The 16476-nt window shown below is 63.1% G+C and carries 22 protein-coding genes; 11 read left to right on the forward strand and 11 right to left on the reverse strand.

The features are described 5' to 3' along the window. Window positions 1–5: 5 nt before the first annotated feature. Entirely contained in the window at window positions 6–656 is a 651-nt protein-coding gene (locus tag JQ553_RS07655; RefSeq protein ID WP_249144022.1) for a TetR/AcrR family transcriptional regulator, read from the reverse strand. A 185-nt stretch (window positions 657–841) separates the two neighbouring features. On the opposite strand from JQ553_RS07655, the gene JQ553_RS07660 reads away from it, so the two are divergent. The 4 genes from JQ553_RS07660 (at window position 842) to JQ553_RS07675 (ending at window position 6637) form a co-directional block, all read left to right on the forward strand. Beyond that, window positions 842–2014, forward strand: a complete 1173-nt coding sequence (locus JQ553_RS07660; protein WP_212499286.1) for an isovaleryl-CoA dehydrogenase — start codon at window positions 842–844, stop codon at window positions 2012–2014. A gap of 92 nt (window positions 2015–2106) precedes the next feature. Continuing rightward, complete coding sequence (locus JQ553_RS07665) at window positions 2107–3711, forward strand: carboxyl transferase domain-containing protein (protein ID WP_212499287.1); 1605 nt, start codon at window positions 2107–2109, stop codon at window positions 3709–3711. Between the two features lie 2 nt (window positions 3712–3713). Then, entirely contained in the window at window positions 3714–5723 is a 2010-nt protein-coding gene (locus JQ553_RS07670; protein ID WP_212499288.1) for an acetyl/propionyl/methylcrotonyl-CoA carboxylase subunit alpha, read from the forward strand. Further along, window positions 5720–6637: a hydroxymethylglutaryl-CoA lyase gene (locus JQ553_RS07675; RefSeq protein ID WP_212499289.1), complete on the forward strand. Its 918-nt coding sequence runs from the start codon at window positions 5720–5722 to the stop codon at window positions 6635–6637. The genes JQ553_RS07670 and JQ553_RS07675 overlap by 4 nt, the downstream gene beginning before the upstream one ends. Before the next feature lie 43 nt (window positions 6638–6680). Here JQ553_RS07675 and JQ553_RS07680 read toward each other — a convergent pair whose 3' ends face one another. From JQ553_RS07680 to dctP, 3 genes are read right to left on the reverse strand one after another with little or no spacing between them, the layout of a single operon-like run. Next, on the reverse strand, window positions 6681–8039 hold the full coding sequence (locus JQ553_RS07680; protein ID WP_212499290.1) for a TRAP transporter large permease: 1359 nt from the start codon (window positions 8037–8039) through the stop codon (window positions 6681–6683). Further along, complete coding sequence (locus JQ553_RS07685) at window positions 8036–8587, reverse strand: TRAP transporter small permease (protein WP_409363046.1); 552 nt, start codon at window positions 8585–8587, stop codon at window positions 8036–8038. The genes JQ553_RS07680 and JQ553_RS07685 overlap by 4 nt, the downstream gene beginning before the upstream one ends. Then, a complete protein-coding gene (dctP, locus tag JQ553_RS07690; RefSeq protein WP_212499292.1) occupies window positions 8587–9609 on the reverse strand; it encodes a TRAP transporter substrate-binding protein DctP in 1023 nt (340 codons plus the stop codon). Before dctP ends, JQ553_RS07685 begins: the two co-directional genes overlap by 1 nt. 336 nt (window positions 9610–9945) lie before the next feature. On the opposite strand from dctP, the gene JQ553_RS07695 reads away from it, so the two are divergent. Continuing rightward, window positions 9946–10179 carry a pentapeptide MXKDX repeat protein gene (locus tag JQ553_RS07695; RefSeq protein ID WP_212499293.1) on the forward strand — a complete coding sequence of 78 codons (234 nt, stop codon included), beginning with the start codon at window positions 9946–9948 and terminating at the stop codon, window positions 10177–10179. Window positions 10180–10236: 57 nt separating this feature from the next. Here JQ553_RS07695 and JQ553_RS07700 read toward each other — a convergent pair whose 3' ends face one another. Continuing rightward, window positions 10237–10593: a DUF6481 family protein gene (locus tag JQ553_RS07700; protein WP_212499693.1), complete on the reverse strand. Its 357-nt coding sequence runs from the start codon at window positions 10591–10593 to the stop codon at window positions 10237–10239. Between the two features lie 233 nt (window positions 10594–10826). Next, complete coding sequence (locus tag JQ553_RS07705) at window positions 10827–11048, reverse strand: hypothetical protein (protein WP_212499294.1); 222 nt, start codon at window positions 11046–11048, stop codon at window positions 10827–10829. A 195-nt stretch (window positions 11049–11243) separates the two neighbouring features. Between JQ553_RS07705 and JQ553_RS07710 the strand changes: the two genes are divergently transcribed. Together JQ553_RS07710 and JQ553_RS07715 are read left to right on the forward strand one after the other, a co-directional pair. Continuing rightward, window positions 11244–11420 (forward strand): hypothetical protein, encoded by a 177-nt coding sequence (locus tag JQ553_RS07710; RefSeq protein ID WP_212499295.1) that lies wholly within the window; start codon window positions 11244–11246, stop codon window positions 11418–11420. Window positions 11421–11560: 140 nt separating this feature from the next. Further along, window positions 11561–11800 (forward strand): hypothetical protein, encoded by a 240-nt coding sequence (locus JQ553_RS07715; RefSeq protein WP_212499296.1) that lies wholly within the window; start codon window positions 11561–11563, stop codon window positions 11798–11800. Between the two features lie 47 nt (window positions 11801–11847). Here the strand turns inward: JQ553_RS07715 and JQ553_RS07720 are convergent, their stop codons facing one another. Further along, window positions 11848–12021, reverse strand: a complete 174-nt coding sequence (locus tag JQ553_RS07720) for a hypothetical protein (protein ID WP_212499297.1) — start codon at window positions 12019–12021, stop codon at window positions 11848–11850. Between the two features lie 192 nt (window positions 12022–12213). Here JQ553_RS07720 and JQ553_RS07725 point away from each other — a divergent pair, with 192 nt between their 5' ends. The 3 genes from JQ553_RS07725 to JQ553_RS07735 all read left to right on the forward strand — a co-directional run bounded on the left by JQ553_RS07725 (window position 12214) and on the right by JQ553_RS07735 (window position 14229). After that, entirely contained in the window at window positions 12214–12429 is a 216-nt protein-coding gene (locus JQ553_RS07725; RefSeq protein WP_212499298.1) for a hypothetical protein, read from the forward strand. A gap of 235 nt (window positions 12430–12664) precedes the next feature. After that, the gene (locus JQ553_RS07730; RefSeq protein WP_212499299.1) at window positions 12665–13579 is read left to right on the forward strand and encodes a 2-dehydro-3-deoxygalactonokinase; all 915 of its coding nucleotides are present in this window, start codon (window positions 12665–12667) and stop codon (window positions 13577–13579) included. An 11-nt stretch (window positions 13580–13590) separates the two neighbouring features. After that, window positions 13591–14229 carry a 2-dehydro-3-deoxy-6-phosphogalactonate aldolase gene (locus JQ553_RS07735; protein WP_212499300.1) on the forward strand — a complete coding sequence of 213 codons (639 nt, stop codon included), beginning with the start codon at window positions 13591–13593 and terminating at the stop codon, window positions 14227–14229. Between the two features lie 21 nt (window positions 14230–14250). On the opposite strand, the gene JQ553_RS07740 is transcribed toward JQ553_RS07735, so the two are convergent. The 4 genes from JQ553_RS07740 to JQ553_RS07755 all read right to left on the reverse strand — a co-directional run bounded on the left by JQ553_RS07740 (window position 14251) and on the right by JQ553_RS07755 (window position 16236). After that, window positions 14251–14556, reverse strand: a complete 306-nt coding sequence (locus tag JQ553_RS07740) for a hypothetical protein (protein WP_212499301.1) — start codon at window positions 14554–14556, stop codon at window positions 14251–14253. 179 nt (window positions 14557–14735) lie between these two features. Then, window positions 14736–15071: a hypothetical protein gene (locus JQ553_RS07745; protein ID WP_212499302.1), complete on the reverse strand. Its 336-nt coding sequence runs from the start codon at window positions 15069–15071 to the stop codon at window positions 14736–14738. Window positions 15072–15322: 251 nt separating this feature from the next. Further along, window positions 15323–15505, reverse strand: coding sequence for a DUF1330 domain-containing protein (locus tag JQ553_RS35215; RefSeq protein WP_212499303.1), 183 nt, complete (start codon window positions 15503–15505; stop codon window positions 15323–15325). Between the two features lie 524 nt (window positions 15506–16029). Beyond that, the gene (locus JQ553_RS07755) at window positions 16030–16236 is read right to left on the reverse strand and encodes a hypothetical protein (RefSeq protein ID WP_212499304.1); all 207 of its coding nucleotides are present in this window, start codon (window positions 16234–16236) and stop codon (window positions 16030–16032) included. Window positions 16237–16287: 51 nt separating this feature from the next. Here JQ553_RS07755 and JQ553_RS34875 point away from each other — a divergent pair, with 51 nt between their 5' ends. Further along, the gene (locus JQ553_RS34875) at window positions 16288–16410 is read left to right on the forward strand and encodes a hypothetical protein (RefSeq protein ID WP_283817229.1); all 123 of its coding nucleotides are present in this window, start codon (window positions 16288–16290) and stop codon (window positions 16408–16410) included. Window positions 16411–16476 lie beyond the last annotated feature (66 nt).

A 16476-nucleotide genomic window follows, 5' to 3' on the forward strand; every position in this document is an offset into this window, starting at 1 on the left:
GAAGGCTAGCCGACCGCAACGCCGCGCGGCCGTTTACCGCCCTTGCGTGCCTGGCCGGCCAACGCCGGTGACGCGACGCCCGACAGCACGAGCTTCTCATGGGCTGCGATGATCGCCTCCTTGGTCAACCGGCCGCCGGGGCGGTACCAGGTGCAAAGCCCGGTCAAGAGCGCCAGGATCGCAAAGGTCGCGACCTGTATGTCGACGACCTCGAAGGCGCCCTCGGACACGCCATCCGCGAGAATCCGCGCCAGCCGCTGTTCGTAGGCTCCGCGCAATGACACCACTGCGTCGTAGTTCTTCGATTCGAGGCTGCGCAGCTCGGAATTCGCGATGAAGACCTCGCGCTTGCGGCTCATGTGATAAGTGACGTGGAAGGCGACGAAGGCGCGAAGCTGGTCGGCAGGATCGGTCCTTCCCTCCAGCGCGAGATCGAGTTCGCGTAGCAAGTCGTTGATGTGGTCCTGCACCAGGTCGAACAACAATTCCTGCTTGGTGCTGATATGGTTGTAGAGTGAACCGACCTGGATCCCGACCTCGGCGGCGAGCTGGCGCAGGCTCATCGCCTCATAGCCATGCTCGAAGATCAGGCGAACGCCCGCCTTGCGGATCGCCTCGAGCGTCTTGGGGCCAAATGAGCCGATCGTGCGTGCCATCAGAGCCTCGGAAACGGACGCCGGTCGCAAGGAAACGAGCGAACGACCGTATATTTATTGCATGAAATCGCAGCAGATTCAATGTGCTGCGCGCAGCGTGGGAGCGATGACGGAATGGCTGCTTGCGCTTACAATAAAAGAACGTATGATCGTTTAATTGCAAGAGGAAATTGACGGGAGGGATCATGGCGTCGAACCAGGCGGCAATGTTCAATTTCGACCTTGGCGAAACTGCGGACGCGATCCGCGAAACCGTCCATGATTTTGCCAGCAACGAGATCGCGCCGCGTGCGGCCGAGATCGACCGCAGCAACACCTTCCCGCGCGACCTCTGGCCGAAGATCGGCGCGCTCGGCCTGCATGGCATCACGGTCGAGGAGGAGTTTGGCGGCTCGGGCCTCGGCTATCTCGAGCATTGCGTCGCGGTCGAGGAGATCTCGCGCGCTTCCGCTTCGGTCGGCCTGTCCTATGGCGCCCATTCCAACCTCTGCGTCAACCAGATCCGTCGCAACGGCAACGCGGCGCAGAAGCGCAAATATTTGCCGAAGTTGATCTCGGGCGAGCATGTCGGATCACTGGCGATGTCGGAACCGGCGGCCGGCTCCGACGTGGTCGCGATGAAGACCCGCGCCGAGCAGAAGGGCGACCGCTTCGTGCTCAACGGCAACAAGATGTGGATCACCAACGGGCCGGTCGCCGATACGCTCGTGGTCTATGCCAAGACCGATCCGAATGCGGGTCCGCGAGGCATCACAGCCTTCCTCATCGAGCGTGGCATGAAGGGGTTCGCCACCGCGCAGAAGCTCGACAAGCTCGGCATGCGCGGTTCCGACACCTGCGAGCTCGTGTTCGAGGATTGCGAGGTGCCGGCCGAGAACGTGCTCGGCGAGGTCGGCCGCGGCGTCGGCGTGCTGATGAGCGGCCTCGACTATGAGCGCGCGGTGCTGGCGGCGGGGCCGATCGGCATCATGCAGGCCTGCATGGACGTGGTGCTGCCCTACGTCCACGAACGCAAGCAGTTCGGCCAGCCGATCGGGACCTTCCAGCTGGTGCAGGGCAAGGTCGCCGACATCTACACCACGATGAACGCCGCGCGCGCTTACGTCTACGCGGTCGCCAAGGCCTGCGACCGCGGCGAGACCACCCGCGAGGACGCCGCCGGAGCCATCCTCTATGCCGCCGAGAAGGCCACCCAATGCGCGCTCGATGCGATCCAGCTGCTCGGCGGCAACGGCTACATCAACGACTACCCCACCGGCAGGCTGTTGCGCGACGCCAAGCTCTACGAGATCGGCGCCGGTACCAGCGAGATCCGCCGCATGCTGATCGGCCGCGAGCTGTTCGACAAGACGGCGTGAGGCTGCACGGATTATCGCGCGTCTTGGCGCGATAATCTATTTTCGGACAGTCCCGACGGCCCCGATACCTCCAGCGAGACACGCAAAGCCACATGCCGCTTCAGTCGACGATCGATCCCACATCCACCGAATTTGCCCGCAACGCGGACGTGATGCGCAGCCTGGTCGTGGAACTTCGCGACAAGCTCAATCAGGTCGCCGGAGGCGGCGGCAAGGCGTCCCGCGCCCGTCACACCTCGCGCGGCAAGATGCTGGCGCGTGACCGCGTCGATCTCCTGCTCGATTCCGGCACCGCGTTCCTGGAACTGTCGCCGCTCGCCGCCCATGGACTCTATGGAGGGGATGTGCATTCGGCGAGCATCGTTACCGGGGTCGGACGCATCTCGGGCAGGGAATGCATTGTCGTCGCCAACGATGCCACCATCAAGGGCGGCACCTACTATCCGATGACCGTGAAGAAGCATCTGCGGGCGCAGGACATCGCGCGGCAGAACAATCTGCCCTGCGTCTACATGGTCGATTCCGGCGGCGCCTTCCTGCCGATGCAGGACGAGATCTTTCCGGACGAGCGGCATTTTGGCCGCATCTTCTACAATCAGGCGCAGATGTCCGCGGCCGGCATTCCGCAGATCGCGATCGTGATGGGCTCCTGCACCGCCGGGGGTGCCTATGTGCCAGCGATGTCGGACGAGAGCATCATCGTGCGCAACCAGGGCACGATCTTCCTCGGCGGACCGCCGCTGGTGAAGGCCGCGACCGGCGAGGTCGTTACTGCCGAAGAGCTTGGCGGCGCCGACGTGCATTCGCGGCAGTCCGGCGTGACCGACCATTACGCCCAGAACGATGCCCACGCGATCGGGATCGCGCGTCGCATCGTCGCCACGCTGAAGCAGCCGGTGCGCGCGAACCTGAACATGCGCGAGGCTCGGGAGCCGCTGTTCGCGGCGGACGAGATCTATGGCGTAGTCTCCGCCGACGGCCGCAAGCCGTTCGACGTGCACGACATCATCGCGCGGATCGTCGACGGCTCGGAATTCGACGAATTCAAGAAGCTTTACGGCACCACGCTGATTTGCGGGTTTGCCCACATCTGGGGCTATCCGGTCGGCATCATCGCCAACAACGGCATCCTGTTCAGCGAGAGTTCGCTGAAAGGCGCGCATTTCATCGAGCTGTGCTGCCAGCGCGGCATCCCGCTGGTGTTCTTGCAGAACATCACGGGCTTCATGGTCGGCAGGAAATACGAGGCCGGCGGAATCGCGCGCGATGGCGCCAAGCTGGTGACGGCGGTGGCGACCGCCGGTGTGCCGAAATTCACCGTGGTGATCGGCGGCTCGTATGGCGCAGGCAATTACGGCATGTGCGGCCGCGCCTACAGCCCCCGTTTCCTCTGGCTGTGGCCGAATGCCCGCATTTCCGTAATGGGAGGTGAGCAGGCCTCCATGGTGCTGAGCCAGGTGCGCCGCGACAACATCGAGGCCAAGGGCGAGAGCTGGTCGGCTGAGGAGGAGGAGAAATTCCGCAGCCCCATCCGCGCTCAGTATGAGAGCCAGGGCAATCCCTATTACGCGACTGCGCGGCTCTGGGACGACGGCGTGATCGATCCCGCCGACACGCGGTTGGTGCTTGGGCTCGGCCTGTCGGCCGCGGCCAATGCGCCGCTCGAACCGACGAAATTCGGCCTGTTCAGGATGTGACGATGGACCGCTCAAGACTCTACCGGCGCTTCCGCACGCTTCTGATCGCCAACCGCGGCGAAATCGCCTGCCGCGTCATCCGCACCGCGCGCGCGATGGGGTTGCGCACCGTTGCCGTCTATTCGGATGCAGACCGCGATGCCATGCACGTTGCGCTTGCCGATGAGGCGGTCCTGCTCGGGCCGGCGCGGGCACGTGACAGTTACCTCAACATCGAGCGGGTGATCGCGGCGGCCCGCGATACCGGCGCCGAGGCCGTGCATCCCGGCTACGGCTTCCTGTCGGAGAACGCTGAATTCGCGCAGGCCTGCCTCGAGGCCGGCCTGGTGTTTGTCGGACCGACCGCCGAGATGATGACGGCAATGGGCTCGAAATCCGGCTCGAAGGCGCTGATGGAGAAGGCCGGCGTGCCCCTGGTGCCGGGCTATCACGGCGAGGCGCAGGACGAGGCGACGCTCGCGGAGGCCGCCAACCGGATCGGCTTCCCGGTGCTGGTCAAGGCCTCCGCCGGCGGCGGCGGACGCGGCATGCGCGTGGTCAATTCGGCGACCGAACTGTCGGCTGCGATCACCAGCGCCAAGCGCGAGGCCAAGGCGGCGTTCGGCGACGACCGCATGCTGATCGAGAGATACGTCCAGAATCCCCGGCATATCGAGGTACAGATCATCGGCGACAGCCATGGCAATCTGCTCTCGCTCTGGGAGCGTGAATGCACGCTGCAGCGGCGACATCAGAAGGTGATCGAGGAGGCGCCGTCGCCGACGCTGAATTCCTCGCAGCGCGAGACAGTGTGCGTGGCCGCGCGCAAGGCGGCCGGCGCGGTCAACTATGTCGGCGCGGGCACGATCGAGTTCGTATCCGACGGCAAGGATGTGTTCTTCATCGAGATGAATACGCGCCTGCAGGTCGAGCATCCCGTGACCGAGTTGATCACCGGCGTCGATCTCGTCGAATGGCAGCTCCGCGTCGCCTTTGGCGAAGCGCTGCCATTGCAGCAGGACGAGATCGCGCTCAACGGCCATGCCATCGAGGCGCGCGTCTATGCGGAGAATCCGCAGAAGAACTTCATGCCCTCGGTCGGCCGGATCAAGACCTGGCGCACGCCTCCGGTAGGCGACGGCCTGCGTATCGATGCCGGCTATCGAAGCGGCGACAGCGTGTCGCCATATTACGACGCGATGCTCGCCAAGGTAATCGCCTGGGCTCCAACCCGCGAAGGCGCGATCGAGAAGCTCAATCGCGGGCTGGAGCAGACCGACGTTCGCGGCATTGTCACCAACATCCCGTTCCTGTCGGCGCTCGTGACGCATCCCGACACGCGGGCGAATGCGATCGATACCGGCTTCATCGAACGCGAGCTGAAGAACCTGACCGCGGACAAGGGCGCGGCTGGCGAGTTCGAACTTTGCGCAGCGGTGGCTGCGATCGTGAATGAGGAGCAGAAGGCCGCGCAGAGAGACGCCGGCTCACCCTGGCAGACCTTCGGCTGGATGCCGGTCGGCCGCCGCCAGCGCGTCTTTGCCTTCCGGCAGGGCCACGGCGCCGAACAGAAGATCACGCTGCACTATGGCCATGGCCCGTCGACCCTGTCTGTCGGCGGACATGAACTCACCTTCACCACCTCGTCAGTCGATGACACGGGTTTCGACCTGACGCTCAATGGCATCAAGTCGCGCGTCGCGTCCGTGATCGATGGCCATGAGCTTTATTTGCGTACGCGTAGTGGCCGCTTCGACCTGCATTGGGTGGATCCATTCGGTGGCGAGACCGAGGAGCAGGTTGGCGAGGACAAGATCGTCGCGCCGCTGCCGGGCACCGTGGTGGCGCTGCTAGCCCAGGAGGGCGCGACCCTGGAGAAGGGCGCGGCGATCCTCACGCTCGAAGTGATGAAGATGGAGCAGACCTTGCGCTCGCCCTATGCTGGCGTCCTCAAGCGGCTCAAATGCAAGGTCGGCGACATCGTCGGCGAGGGCGTCGAACTCGCTGAAGTCGAGCCTTCGGTGGCGTCATGAGCGATCGGGTACGCATCATCGAGATGGGGCCGCGCGACGGCCTCCAGAACGAGAAGACTTCCGTCAGCGTCGAAGCCCGCGTCGCCTTCGTCGAGGCGCTGGTTGCTGCGGGACTCACGACCGTCGAAGTCGGCGCTTTCGTCTCGCCCAAGGCGATCCCGCAAATGGCGAACTCGGATCAGGTGTTGCGCGGCGTCAGCCATGTCAAGGGCGCCGAATTTCACGTTCTGGTGCCGAACGAGAAGGGGTACGACGCCGCACGCGCGGCCGGCGCCGGGGTGGTCTCGGTTTTCGCGGCAGCATCCGAGGGCTTTTCGCGCGCCAACATCAATTGCTCGATCGCGGAGTCGATCGAGCGGTTCAAACCGGTCCTGGCGCGCGCCAGGGCCGACGGCGTCAGGGTGCGCGGCTATGTCTCCTGCGTGTTGGGATGTCCGTTCGACGGCGAGATCAGCCCGAAGGCGGTTGCCGATCTCGCAAAGACCTTGTGGGATCTCGGCTGCTACGAGATTTCGCTCGGCGACACCATCGGCGTAGGCACGCCGCTCAAGGCGAAGCAGATGCTGCGTGCGGTCGGCGCTGAGATTCCGGCAGCCAATCTCGCGATGCATTTCCACGACACCTACGGCCAGGCGCTCGCCAATCTCTATGCCGGCATGGAGGAGGGAGTCCGTGTCATCGATTCCGCCGCCGGCGGTCTCGGCGGCTGCCCCTACGCGCCCGGCGCGACTGGAAATGTGGCGACGGAGGATGTGGTCTATATGCTCGAGGGCATGGGCATCGGAACTGGCGTGGATATGGAGAAGTTGCTGACTGCAACGAACGAAATCGCCGGATTGCTGGGCCGGCCGCCGGTGAGCCGGGTAGCGGCGGCAATCAATGCGAAATCCAAGCGAATGGCGAGTGACCAATAGCGAATGGAGTCCATTCGCTACCTTCCATTAGCGATTCGCTTTCCTATCGCCCGCCGTCCGGCCCCATCACGAGATCCGGCAGCCAAGTGGAAATCTCCGGAAAGAAGCAGAGCAACAGCACCGCGAACATCATCAGCAGCACGAAGGGCAGCGTACCCCAGATCACTTCGCTCAAGGGGATATCCGGCGCAACGTTGCGGATGACGAAGATGTTCAAGCCCACCGGCGGGTGGATCAACCCCATCTCCATGACGATGGTCATGACGACGCCGAACCAGATGATATCGAAATTGGCGGCGCGGAGCGGCGGCAGAATGATCGGCGCGGTCATCAGGATGATCGAGACCGGCGGCAGGAAGAAGCCGAGCACGATCACCATCACGAGGATCGCGAACAGCAGCTCCCAGCGCGGCAAATGCATGGCGATGATCGCTTCGGCCGCCGACTGCGAGATGTGCAAATAGCTCATCACGTAGGAATAGAGCAGCGACATGCCGATGATCATCATCAGCATCGTGGAGTCGCGGATCGTCGACTTCATGATCGGCGCCAGATCGCTTGGCGTCCAAACGCTGTAGATCGCGGCGATCAGGGCAAGCGCCAGCAGGCCGCCGAGACCCGCGGTCTCCGACGGCGTCGCGTAGCCGCCATAGAGCGCGATCATCACCCCGGTCAGGAGCAGCACAAACGGGAGCACCCGGGGCAGCGCACTGAAACGTTCGGCCATGGTGAATTCGTCGCGCTGAAGGATCGCGGAATCGATCCCGCTCGCGCTGTAGGCCGCCTTGGCTGTGACATACTCCTTGCGGAAGCGGTAGACCGCGTAGAGTCCAAACAGCGTCACCAGCAGCAGTCCTGGCCCGATGCCGGCGAGGAACAGCCGCCCAAGCGATTTTTCGGCGGCAACCGCGAACAGGATCATGGTGATCGAGGGCGGCAGCAAAATGCCAAGCGTGCCGCCGGCGGCGATGATCCCGGCGGCAAAACCGCCGGAATAGCCGCGTTTGCGCATTTCGGGGATACCCGCGGAGCCGATTGCCGCGCAGGTCGCGGGCGAAGAGCCGGCCATCGCGGCGAACAGCGCGCAGGCGAACACGTTGGCGACGCCGAGGCCGCCGGGCACGCGATGCAGCCAGGCGTGCAACGCCGAATAGAGATCCTGGCCGGCGCGGGATTTGCCGATCGCTGCACCCTTGAGGATGAACAGCGGGATCGACAGCAGCGTGATCGAGGCCATCTCTTCATAGACGTTCTGCGTCACGGTATCGAGCGAGGCCCCCGGCATGTAGATCGCCATGAACAGCACCGCGACCGCGCCGAGCGCGAACGCAATAGGCATGCCCGAAAACATCGCGAGCAGGGTGGCGAGCCCATAGGAAACCCCGATGCCAAACACTGTCATCGGCGTGAGCCACCAGTCAGGGGAACGATGATCTGCAGGAGGATTTGCACGCAGAGAAGCGTCATGCCGAGCGCCATCAGCACATAGGGAATCGCGAGCGGCGGCGACCACACCGAATTGGAGACCTGACCGTCGACATAGGCCTCGTGAGCCAGCGTCCATGACTTCCAGGCGAAGAAGGCGCAGAACAAAAAGCTCGCGACATCAACCAGCCAGAGCCGGACGGCATTGGCTCTTGCCGAGAGCAGCCCGACAAAGGCCTCGATGCTGACATGGCCGCGCTGGCTCTGCACGTAGGCTGAGGTCATGAAGGTGGCGCCGACAAGCAGGAACACCGCGGCCTCGTCCTGCCAGTAGTTCGGGCTGTGAAAGAGGGCGCGGCCGAGTACGCTGTAGCTCAGGATGATGCAGGCTGCGATCAGGGCGAGCGCAGCGAGAACCACGATGATGTTGTTGCAGACGGACAGCACGCGCCCGAGCGCAGCCACGGGCGGGTTGTCCGTGACTGCGATTGGGCTTTCGGTTTGATCCGCGATCGGACCATGCATCATGCGGAGACGTCGGTTGCGAGCTTCAGCAGGTTCGCTGAGGTTGCCGTCTTAGCACTATATTCCTTCCAGGCGGTATCGCGCGCAATGTCGCGCCACTTGCCGACGGTCGCTGCGTCAAGGGTGCTGACCTTGGCGCCCGCCTTCTCATAGACGTTGGAGACCTCGGCATCGTCATCCTGGGCGCCCTTGCGGCCGAACGGCTCCAACTCCGCGCCGACGGCCAGGATGATGTCCTGCTGCTTCTTCGGCAGCTTGTCGAAGATCGCCTTCGACATCATCAACGGCTCCAGCATGAACCAGTAGGAGGCCTTGGCGCCCGAGGTCAGCGATTTCGCGACCTCTTCAAGTCGGAACGAGATCAGGCTGGTGGAAGAGGTGATGCCGGCGTCGCAGGCGCCGGTCTGCATCGCTGCGTAAAGCTCGTTGGAGGGCAAAGTGAGCACGGCAGCGCCGGCGGTTTGCAATACCCTGTCCATCTCCTTCGAGCCGCCACGAACCTTCAGGCCCTTGGCGTCTTCCGGGGCCACGATCGCCTTGGACCGGCTCGCGACGCCGCCGGCCTGCCAGACCCAGGTGATGAGCAAAATTCCCTTATCGGCGAGGAAGTCGGACAACGCCTTGCCGACCGGCTCCTTCTTCCAGCGCAACCCCTGGTCGTAGTTCGTGACGAGACCAGGCATCAGACCGATATTGGTCTCCGGCAACTCGCCACCGGCATAGGGCATCGGATAGAGGCTGAGATCGAGCGCGCCCTTGCGCATGGCGGAGAACTGCGCGTTCGTCTTGACCAACGAGGAGTTCGGATAGACGTCGGCCGCGATCTCTCCGCCGGAGCGCTTGGCTACTTCGGCGGCAAACATCCGGCACAGGCGGTCGCGGAAGTCGCCCTTCTCGATGGTGCCGCCGGGAAACTGGTGGGAGATCTTCAGCGTGGTGGCGGCTTGCGCTGTCCCGACGCCCATCCGCAGGACGGCGGGTGCGGCGAGGGCGGAGGCGAGGACGTGGCGACGTGTAAGCATGGTTTCTCCCTTGAATAACTCGCAAGTGGCCGTTAGGCCGAGCGTTGACCGCAGCATAGCCGGTCTTCGCCTGATTTTTCTCTAGTCGGATAGTTCGAGGCGCTCTGATAGTGCGAGCCGGGCCAAGACGGCAAGCCCCGATTCTGTTGCAGTGCACACTACAGCCTGATTACGCGAATATACCGCCAAACACTCGTGCGCGCCGGATCGGCCTGGCGTCCCCGGAGCGGCACGGTTCAACAGATTGTTATTGAGGTAACAGCAGGCAGCGCTGCTGCGTCGTGGGTAGTGTGGCATTCGTCGCTTCGCATTTAAGCACACAGAGGAAGACCACCTATGACCCCCAGCACTCGTATCGGCCTCGGCGTCTCCGCCGCGCTTCTCTCGCTCAGCCTCGCGTTTGCGCCCGCCGCTTTTGCCCAGGACAAGATGGGCAAGGACGACGGGATGAAGAAGGAGTCGATGTCCAAGGACGCAATGAAGAAAGAGGGCGGCATGATGAAGAAGGACGATGCCATGAAGAAGGATGGCGGAATGATGAAGAAAGACGACGGCATGAAGAAGAACTGATCGCCGTCGCGCCATCCGTGCGGGCCCGCCGTCGCGGCGGGCCTGCTACGCGGTATTCTAGCGCTTGTTCTTGCCGCGCTCCTTGCGCGCGGCATAGCGGGCGTCGCGCTTAGCCTTCTGCTCGGCCTCCAGCGCAGCCTGGCGTGCCGTTTCCTCTTCCTTCTCACGGGCGATCCGGGCGGCTTCTGTGGCGGCGGCTTCCTCCTCGCGGCGCCTCTCTTCGGCCTTCTCTGCCTCGCGGGCTTCCTTGGCCTTGACGCGCCGTTCGACGATTGCAGCGCGTTCGGCGGCGCGCGCCTGCACCGCGGGGTCGTTGGGGCCGGGTTTGGCGCGAAACTTGTTCAGGATGTTTTGCCGTGCCTGCTGCGCCGCCTTCTGGCGATCGGCAAAGCCCGGTTCCTTGAAGCCACTCATAGAGGAAGCCTTGCTGCTTTCTGTTCGGGTGATGGGATGGAGAAAAATCAGGTTTCGCGCTTCAATTAGGTGAACCCCGGCGAAATTGCCAGCGTCAAACGCGAGTGGCAAAGCAGAGGAGATATGAGTGAACAGCAAGTGGCCAATGCGCCCGGCTGGGCTCGACCGCGATGCTTGCGACCGGCGGACGATCGGCGATGCATGTGGTCGACCGATGCAATTTGCCGAAAATCTTAATCGCGCGGGGTCTCGCGCCGACCGTTTGCGCCCAGCACCTTGGCGACGGTTTCCGCGGTCATTGCGGCCCGATCCGAGGTTCGTTGCGCCTCGAGCCTGTCACGGGCCTTTTCCAGGATCAGCAGATCGATCAACCGCTGCCGGCTTGTCTCGTCGACGGCTTCAAATAGCAATTGCCGGTAACGACGATAATCGTACCCCGCTTCTTGTTGGCTCATTGATATGCCCCGCACACCCGCTCTCGCCTTGGCGGGTAGTTTTCCGCAAGCGCTTGCCGCATGCAACGGAATTGCGTCGCTTGTGCACCGGGCGTGCGTTTAGTTGCGCGACTGTTGCAGAATTGATCGCAGGCGATTGGTCAAAGCGTCATGGTACAGGTCGAAATTGATGGACGATTTGAGGCTTGCGCTGAGATGAGCGATTCCGACGGAAGTGGAGGGCGGCGTGGCGCGCTGATCGGTCTGCTGGTCGCGGCCGTGATGCTTGCGCTCGGCTTGTGGCTTGCCCACGCGCTTACCGCGTCGAGCAAGATGCAGGATTGCCTGATGTCGGGCCGAACCAACTGCAATGTGATCGAGCCCGCGCGTTGAGCTTCTTGCGGTAACTAGGTGTTGACGCCAGATCGAACGAAGAAGGGGTAACCCGAAATATCCGGTTCATTGTGACATCGATCACACGGGAGCGGGACGGGAGGATCCTAGTGTCCGGAGATCGAACAGGAACCGAAGCCATGATGTCCAAGCTATGGACCCGGAACGGAATGGCGATTGTCGTCGCGATGGCGATGTTCGTGGGCTTGGCGGCGCTCGTATTGTTCGGCGTGACGTCGTCAGAGCCGGTCTCCAACGCCATGCTCGGCCCGGACTGGCAGTGCAGTCGGCTTGCCTTCGTGCTCACGAGCTGCAGCCGAATTGGAGCAACCGAAACCCCGCCGGTCGTCCGCGCGCGGAGCCAGCCGGATTGCCCTTAAGCTCCCATCCTTGCATGGACTGGACGGAACCAGGCTAGGCCGGCGGCCTACTTCTTTCCGCCGCGCGGCTTGATCGACAGGCCGAGCCGCATCGCCATCTTCTTGATTCGCTCCGGAGAGCGCCCGGTGACTTTCACGACCTCCTCGAGTGACTTGGAGGAGCGTGCCAGTTCCATCAGTCGGCGGTCTTCCTTGAACGACCAGCGCGGCTTTCGGGCCATATTCCAAATATCCTCGCGTTGCCAAGGACAAAGCCGCCAAGCGCGACTGCCTGACGGCTTTGCCGGTGTGGGCCGGACCTTGGGGAATTGTCCGGTGGATAAGCAATACTGCTTCCGGATTAGGCCGCAATTGAAACCGGAACTTAACCTAACCGGTCAAGGTTACTCGATGGAACAAGGCGGGAGACCTTTATGCTCAAGGCCGCCATTCTCGGTGCCGCGGCATTTTCCCTGGCCGGTTGCTGGTCCGAACCGGAGGTGACGGGATCAACCTCCAGTTGCGTTGCGAATCTCTACAGCCGCTACAATCCCAAGGTCATGGAGCAGTGCGTCAACGCCTGCATCAAATGCGAGCGCGGCAATGTAACGACCTGCACGACCTCCTGCACGCTGAAAGGCGCGCGCTGACGGGAACATCACTCTGGAACTTTCAGAAGGTGTTTCGCCCGTTGCGACCGCAACGGTCGCGGTCGTCGTGTACGCCCGGACCGCGCCCGGTCTGGCTCTCGCTCGTGTGCGATTTCGATTTGAGAGTATCGCCCATGAGCGTGGGCTTGCTGGATGAAACGAACGCGTTTATCGCCTGTGGTAGCTCGATGCAGAGGTCGGGCGGCGCGGAGCACGTAAGGAAACAACCGACAGGATGAGCGAAGCGGCCTACGTGGCAGTCGATTGGGGCACCAGCAGTTTGCGGCTCTGGTTGATGGATCGCGCCGGCCGCAACGTCGCTGAACGCCGCAGCGATGAGGGCATGATGGCGGCGGCGAAGTCCGGCTTTGCGTCCGTGCTGCAATCGCATCTCGATGCGCTAGGCGCGGCGGCTGGTCTGCCGGTTGTCATCTGTGGCATGGCCGGTGCCCGCCAGGGCTGGGTTGAGGCCGGTTATATCGACACGCCGGCTCCTCTCGCCGCGGTGCTCGAACAGGCCGTTGTGGTTAGCGGACAACCGCGCGACATCCGGATCCTGCCGGGGATTGCACAGCGCGATTCACGCGCGCCCGACGTCATGCGCGGCGAGGAGACCCAATTGCTCGGAGCGTTGGGCGGGCGCGCGGCTGGCGAGGTCACTGTGTGCATGCCCGGGACACATTCGAAATGGGTCCACATCCGTGGCGGAATGGTCGAACGTTTCGCCACGTTCATGACTGGAGAGCTGTTCAGTGTCATCGCGCGCGACACGATCCTCTCGCATGCGGTGGCGGGCGCCGGGCACGCCGTGGATTCCGATGCCTTCAAGACGGCCGTCGGGACCGCCTTCGAGGCGTCCGCATCCGTCGCCAATCTTCTGTTCCGCGTGCGGTCGGGCCAGCTCCTGTTCGGCGGCAGCGCGACCGCAGCGCGCGAGACCATATCGGGCACGTTGATCGGGCTCGAATTGGCGGCGGCGCTCCCTGAACGCGTGCCGGAAACCGCCGTCACGCTGATTGCGTCGGGCCGGCTTGAGAGATTGTATCGAATTGCACTTGAAACGCTTGCCGTTCCCTTCAGATTCGTCGATGCCGACGACGCGGCGCGACGCGGTCTTGCTCTGGCGGCCAACGCGATCTGGAAGACCTAAAGGATCAGACGATGAGCGTTCCGTTCCCGCCGATGAAACGTCCGCTGGTTGCGATTCTACGTGGTGTGAAGCCGGAGGAAGCGGGCGGAATCGTGAGCGCGTTGATCGAGGTCGGCATGACGGCAATCGAGATCCCGCTCAACTCGCCGGATCCGTTCCGCTCGATCGAGATCGCAGTCAGACGCGCGCCCGCCGATACCCTGATCGGCGCGGGCACGGTGCTCACTAATGCGGATGTCGACCGGCTGCACGAGGTCGGCGGCAGGCTGCTCGTGTCCCCAAACGTCGATGTCGACGTGCTGGCGCGTGGCCACGCGCGGTCGATGGTCACCATGCCGGGCGTGTTTTCGCCGACGGAAGCGCTGCTTGCCGCGAAGGTCCGGGCGTCAAGCCTGAAATTCTTTCCGGCGAGCGTGCTTGGTGCCGCAGGCATCACCGCGATCCGCGCCGTGCTGCCGCCGGACCTGATGATCGCCGCGGTCGGCGGTGTCTCCGACAAAAATTTCGCTGACTATGTGAAGGCGGGTATCCACGCCTTCGGCATCGGCGGCAGCCTCTATAAGCCAGGCATGACGCCCGCCGAGATCGCTCGTCGGGCGAAGGCGACGATCGAAGCGTATGACCGGGCCATGCAAGGCGCGAGCGATTGAGGCCGGCGTCATCCGACAACGCTATTCGGTCGCCTTGCCGCCGTCGATCACCCGGAACAGCGGCGCGGCTTCGCGGGGATGTTCGAGCAGTTCGTCGACCATGGCGATTGCGGCCGAAACGTATTTCTTGGTCGCGCTGTCGAGCGGTCGCTCGGCTTCGTCCGCAAGGGCAAGCTTGGCTCCCTCGAGCAGCTTTCGCGTGCGTGCGGCGTGTTCGTCACCGGCCGTCAGCGAGGCCCTGGCGATTGAGCGGAGCACAAACAACTCGCCTTCCAGTCTCAGCAGTCGATCGTTCAGCTTGTTCAAGACGGCATTCAAGTTCTGCATGACTCCCTCTCGGGGCCGACCGCGTCGGCGCAAATCATGCGGTCTTCCCAGGACCAATGCTTTCTGCCGGTATTTTGATTCTTGTCTAGCCGGCCGATCCGGTCCTGAGGCCATTTGCGCTGTCATTGGTCTTGGGCGGCGGAAGAGATCGACGCGATCGTGGGGCCGCATATTCGAGGTCAGTCGCGGCGGGCCTGAAACCGCCGTGGGACGATGCCGGGCGGATAGCAGAACCCGTCGCGACGATCGAGGTCCGCGCCTGGACCGCAGGGCACCGGCATCGGCCCTTTCCCCGATTTCAGCGGATAATACAGGCCGGTTTGGAACTGCGGCGGCACGGTTCCGTTTCGGTAGCAGAGATTGTCGCGCGAATCCTGATCCCAGCCATCGCCGCATGGCGGCGGGTGACCCTCGCGACGGTATCGGATCGGCTGAACCCATTGGATGTCCGTCTCGGCCGCGGGCACCGGCGCGCTTTGCACGGCGATCGCGATCGCGGCAGCGCTGATGAACATACAGGCCTCCCGACATCCCGATTGATCGCATCGCGATGATGGCGATCCCGGCAAGACTCGGGTGAAATCTTACCATAAGCCGGTGTTCAACGCACGGTTACGGAGGGGAGCCAGCATCGGTAATGAGACAGGTCCCGTTTGCTGGAAAGGCTCAAGCTTGCCGCGACGGTCGCGAGGCCGTGCCAGTCCGGCATCATCTTTCTCGGGCGGCCATACGATCGGCTAAACGCCTTCCAAGGTAATCAGCATGTTCAAATCGCTGCGCGCTTACGTGGCGCGGTGAGGGGCTGGCACGCTGGATCCGTGTACCAGGCACTAAGCGCCTCCATGCTCGGGAATTCGATGATGACGCCGCGCTCGGGCAACCAATGGCCGCCCTCTGGATACGTTTGGCTACTACCCTTCGTTAGGTAGGACGCGAGCTTCGCAATCATCGGCGCTAACGATAATGCTCTACCGTCGCGCTATCGACTGGTGATCTCCAGCCCTTTTGTGAGCCGGCACGGGACCGACCGTCGCCCACACCACCAGCGCGATGGCGGCGGCGATCACAACGGTGCCGATCACGGGCGACTCCTTTTCCATCGCTGGCTCGGCTTACCTTGCGTGCTCGAGCTTGCGGATCTCCTGCAAGCGAGCCAGACAATAGTCCCGGTACAACTGGTTGATGAAATCCCACATGACCGAATCCCCACTGGTCCAACAAGGGAAGGCTAGGCCGGGTCTGTTTCCGGTCGGCTTCGTCGCCTCGGGAAAATGGTTTCGTGCGGGGAGCGTGGAGGAACAAGTCGGCGGGCCGGGAATCAATTATTGCTCCCCGTGTCCTGTCCCCCCGACCCGCGGGAGCCAATGCGGCGATCCCGGTGCGCCGCCAGCACCGGGATCGTTCATTTGTTTGCTTGCGAACAGGGAACAAACACGGAAGCGCCGCTGAATATATCAGCTGATGCGGCGTTCGTTACCCGTTGCCAATGATCTTGCCCGTTTGCCTGACTGTTGAATCAGGTCTTGGATCCCCTTGCTTGACCGTCGAACCAGGTTTGGGATCACCTACTGTGAAGGCCGGCTTAAGCCCGTTGCCGATGATGATGCCGGTCTGCTTGACCGTCGAATCTGATTTGGGATCCCCTATGGTTGCCAGTTGGCCGATCTTGCGCTTTGTCATCTTCGGTTCCTCCGAGCGTGCAGCCACCAACGCAGATTAGTCAGCAAGGAAATGCCAAGGTTCATCGCCTTGGTCGCCTTCATCGAGGAGTTGAAGCCGCTGCCGCTCGATGAGGCTCACCTCTTGTCACCCTTGGCGACCGTGTTCACGCGCGGTTCATACGCGTCCTTCTAATGCCATACTGCTGGGGGATTTCAGGGCCCAGACTGGAATGGACAGCGTCGCTGAGCGAAAATATTC

This window comes from Bradyrhizobium lablabi (assembly GCF_018131005.1).
Lineage (GTDB): Bacteria > Pseudomonadota > Alphaproteobacteria > Rhizobiales > Xanthobacteraceae > Bradyrhizobium > Bradyrhizobium lablabi_D.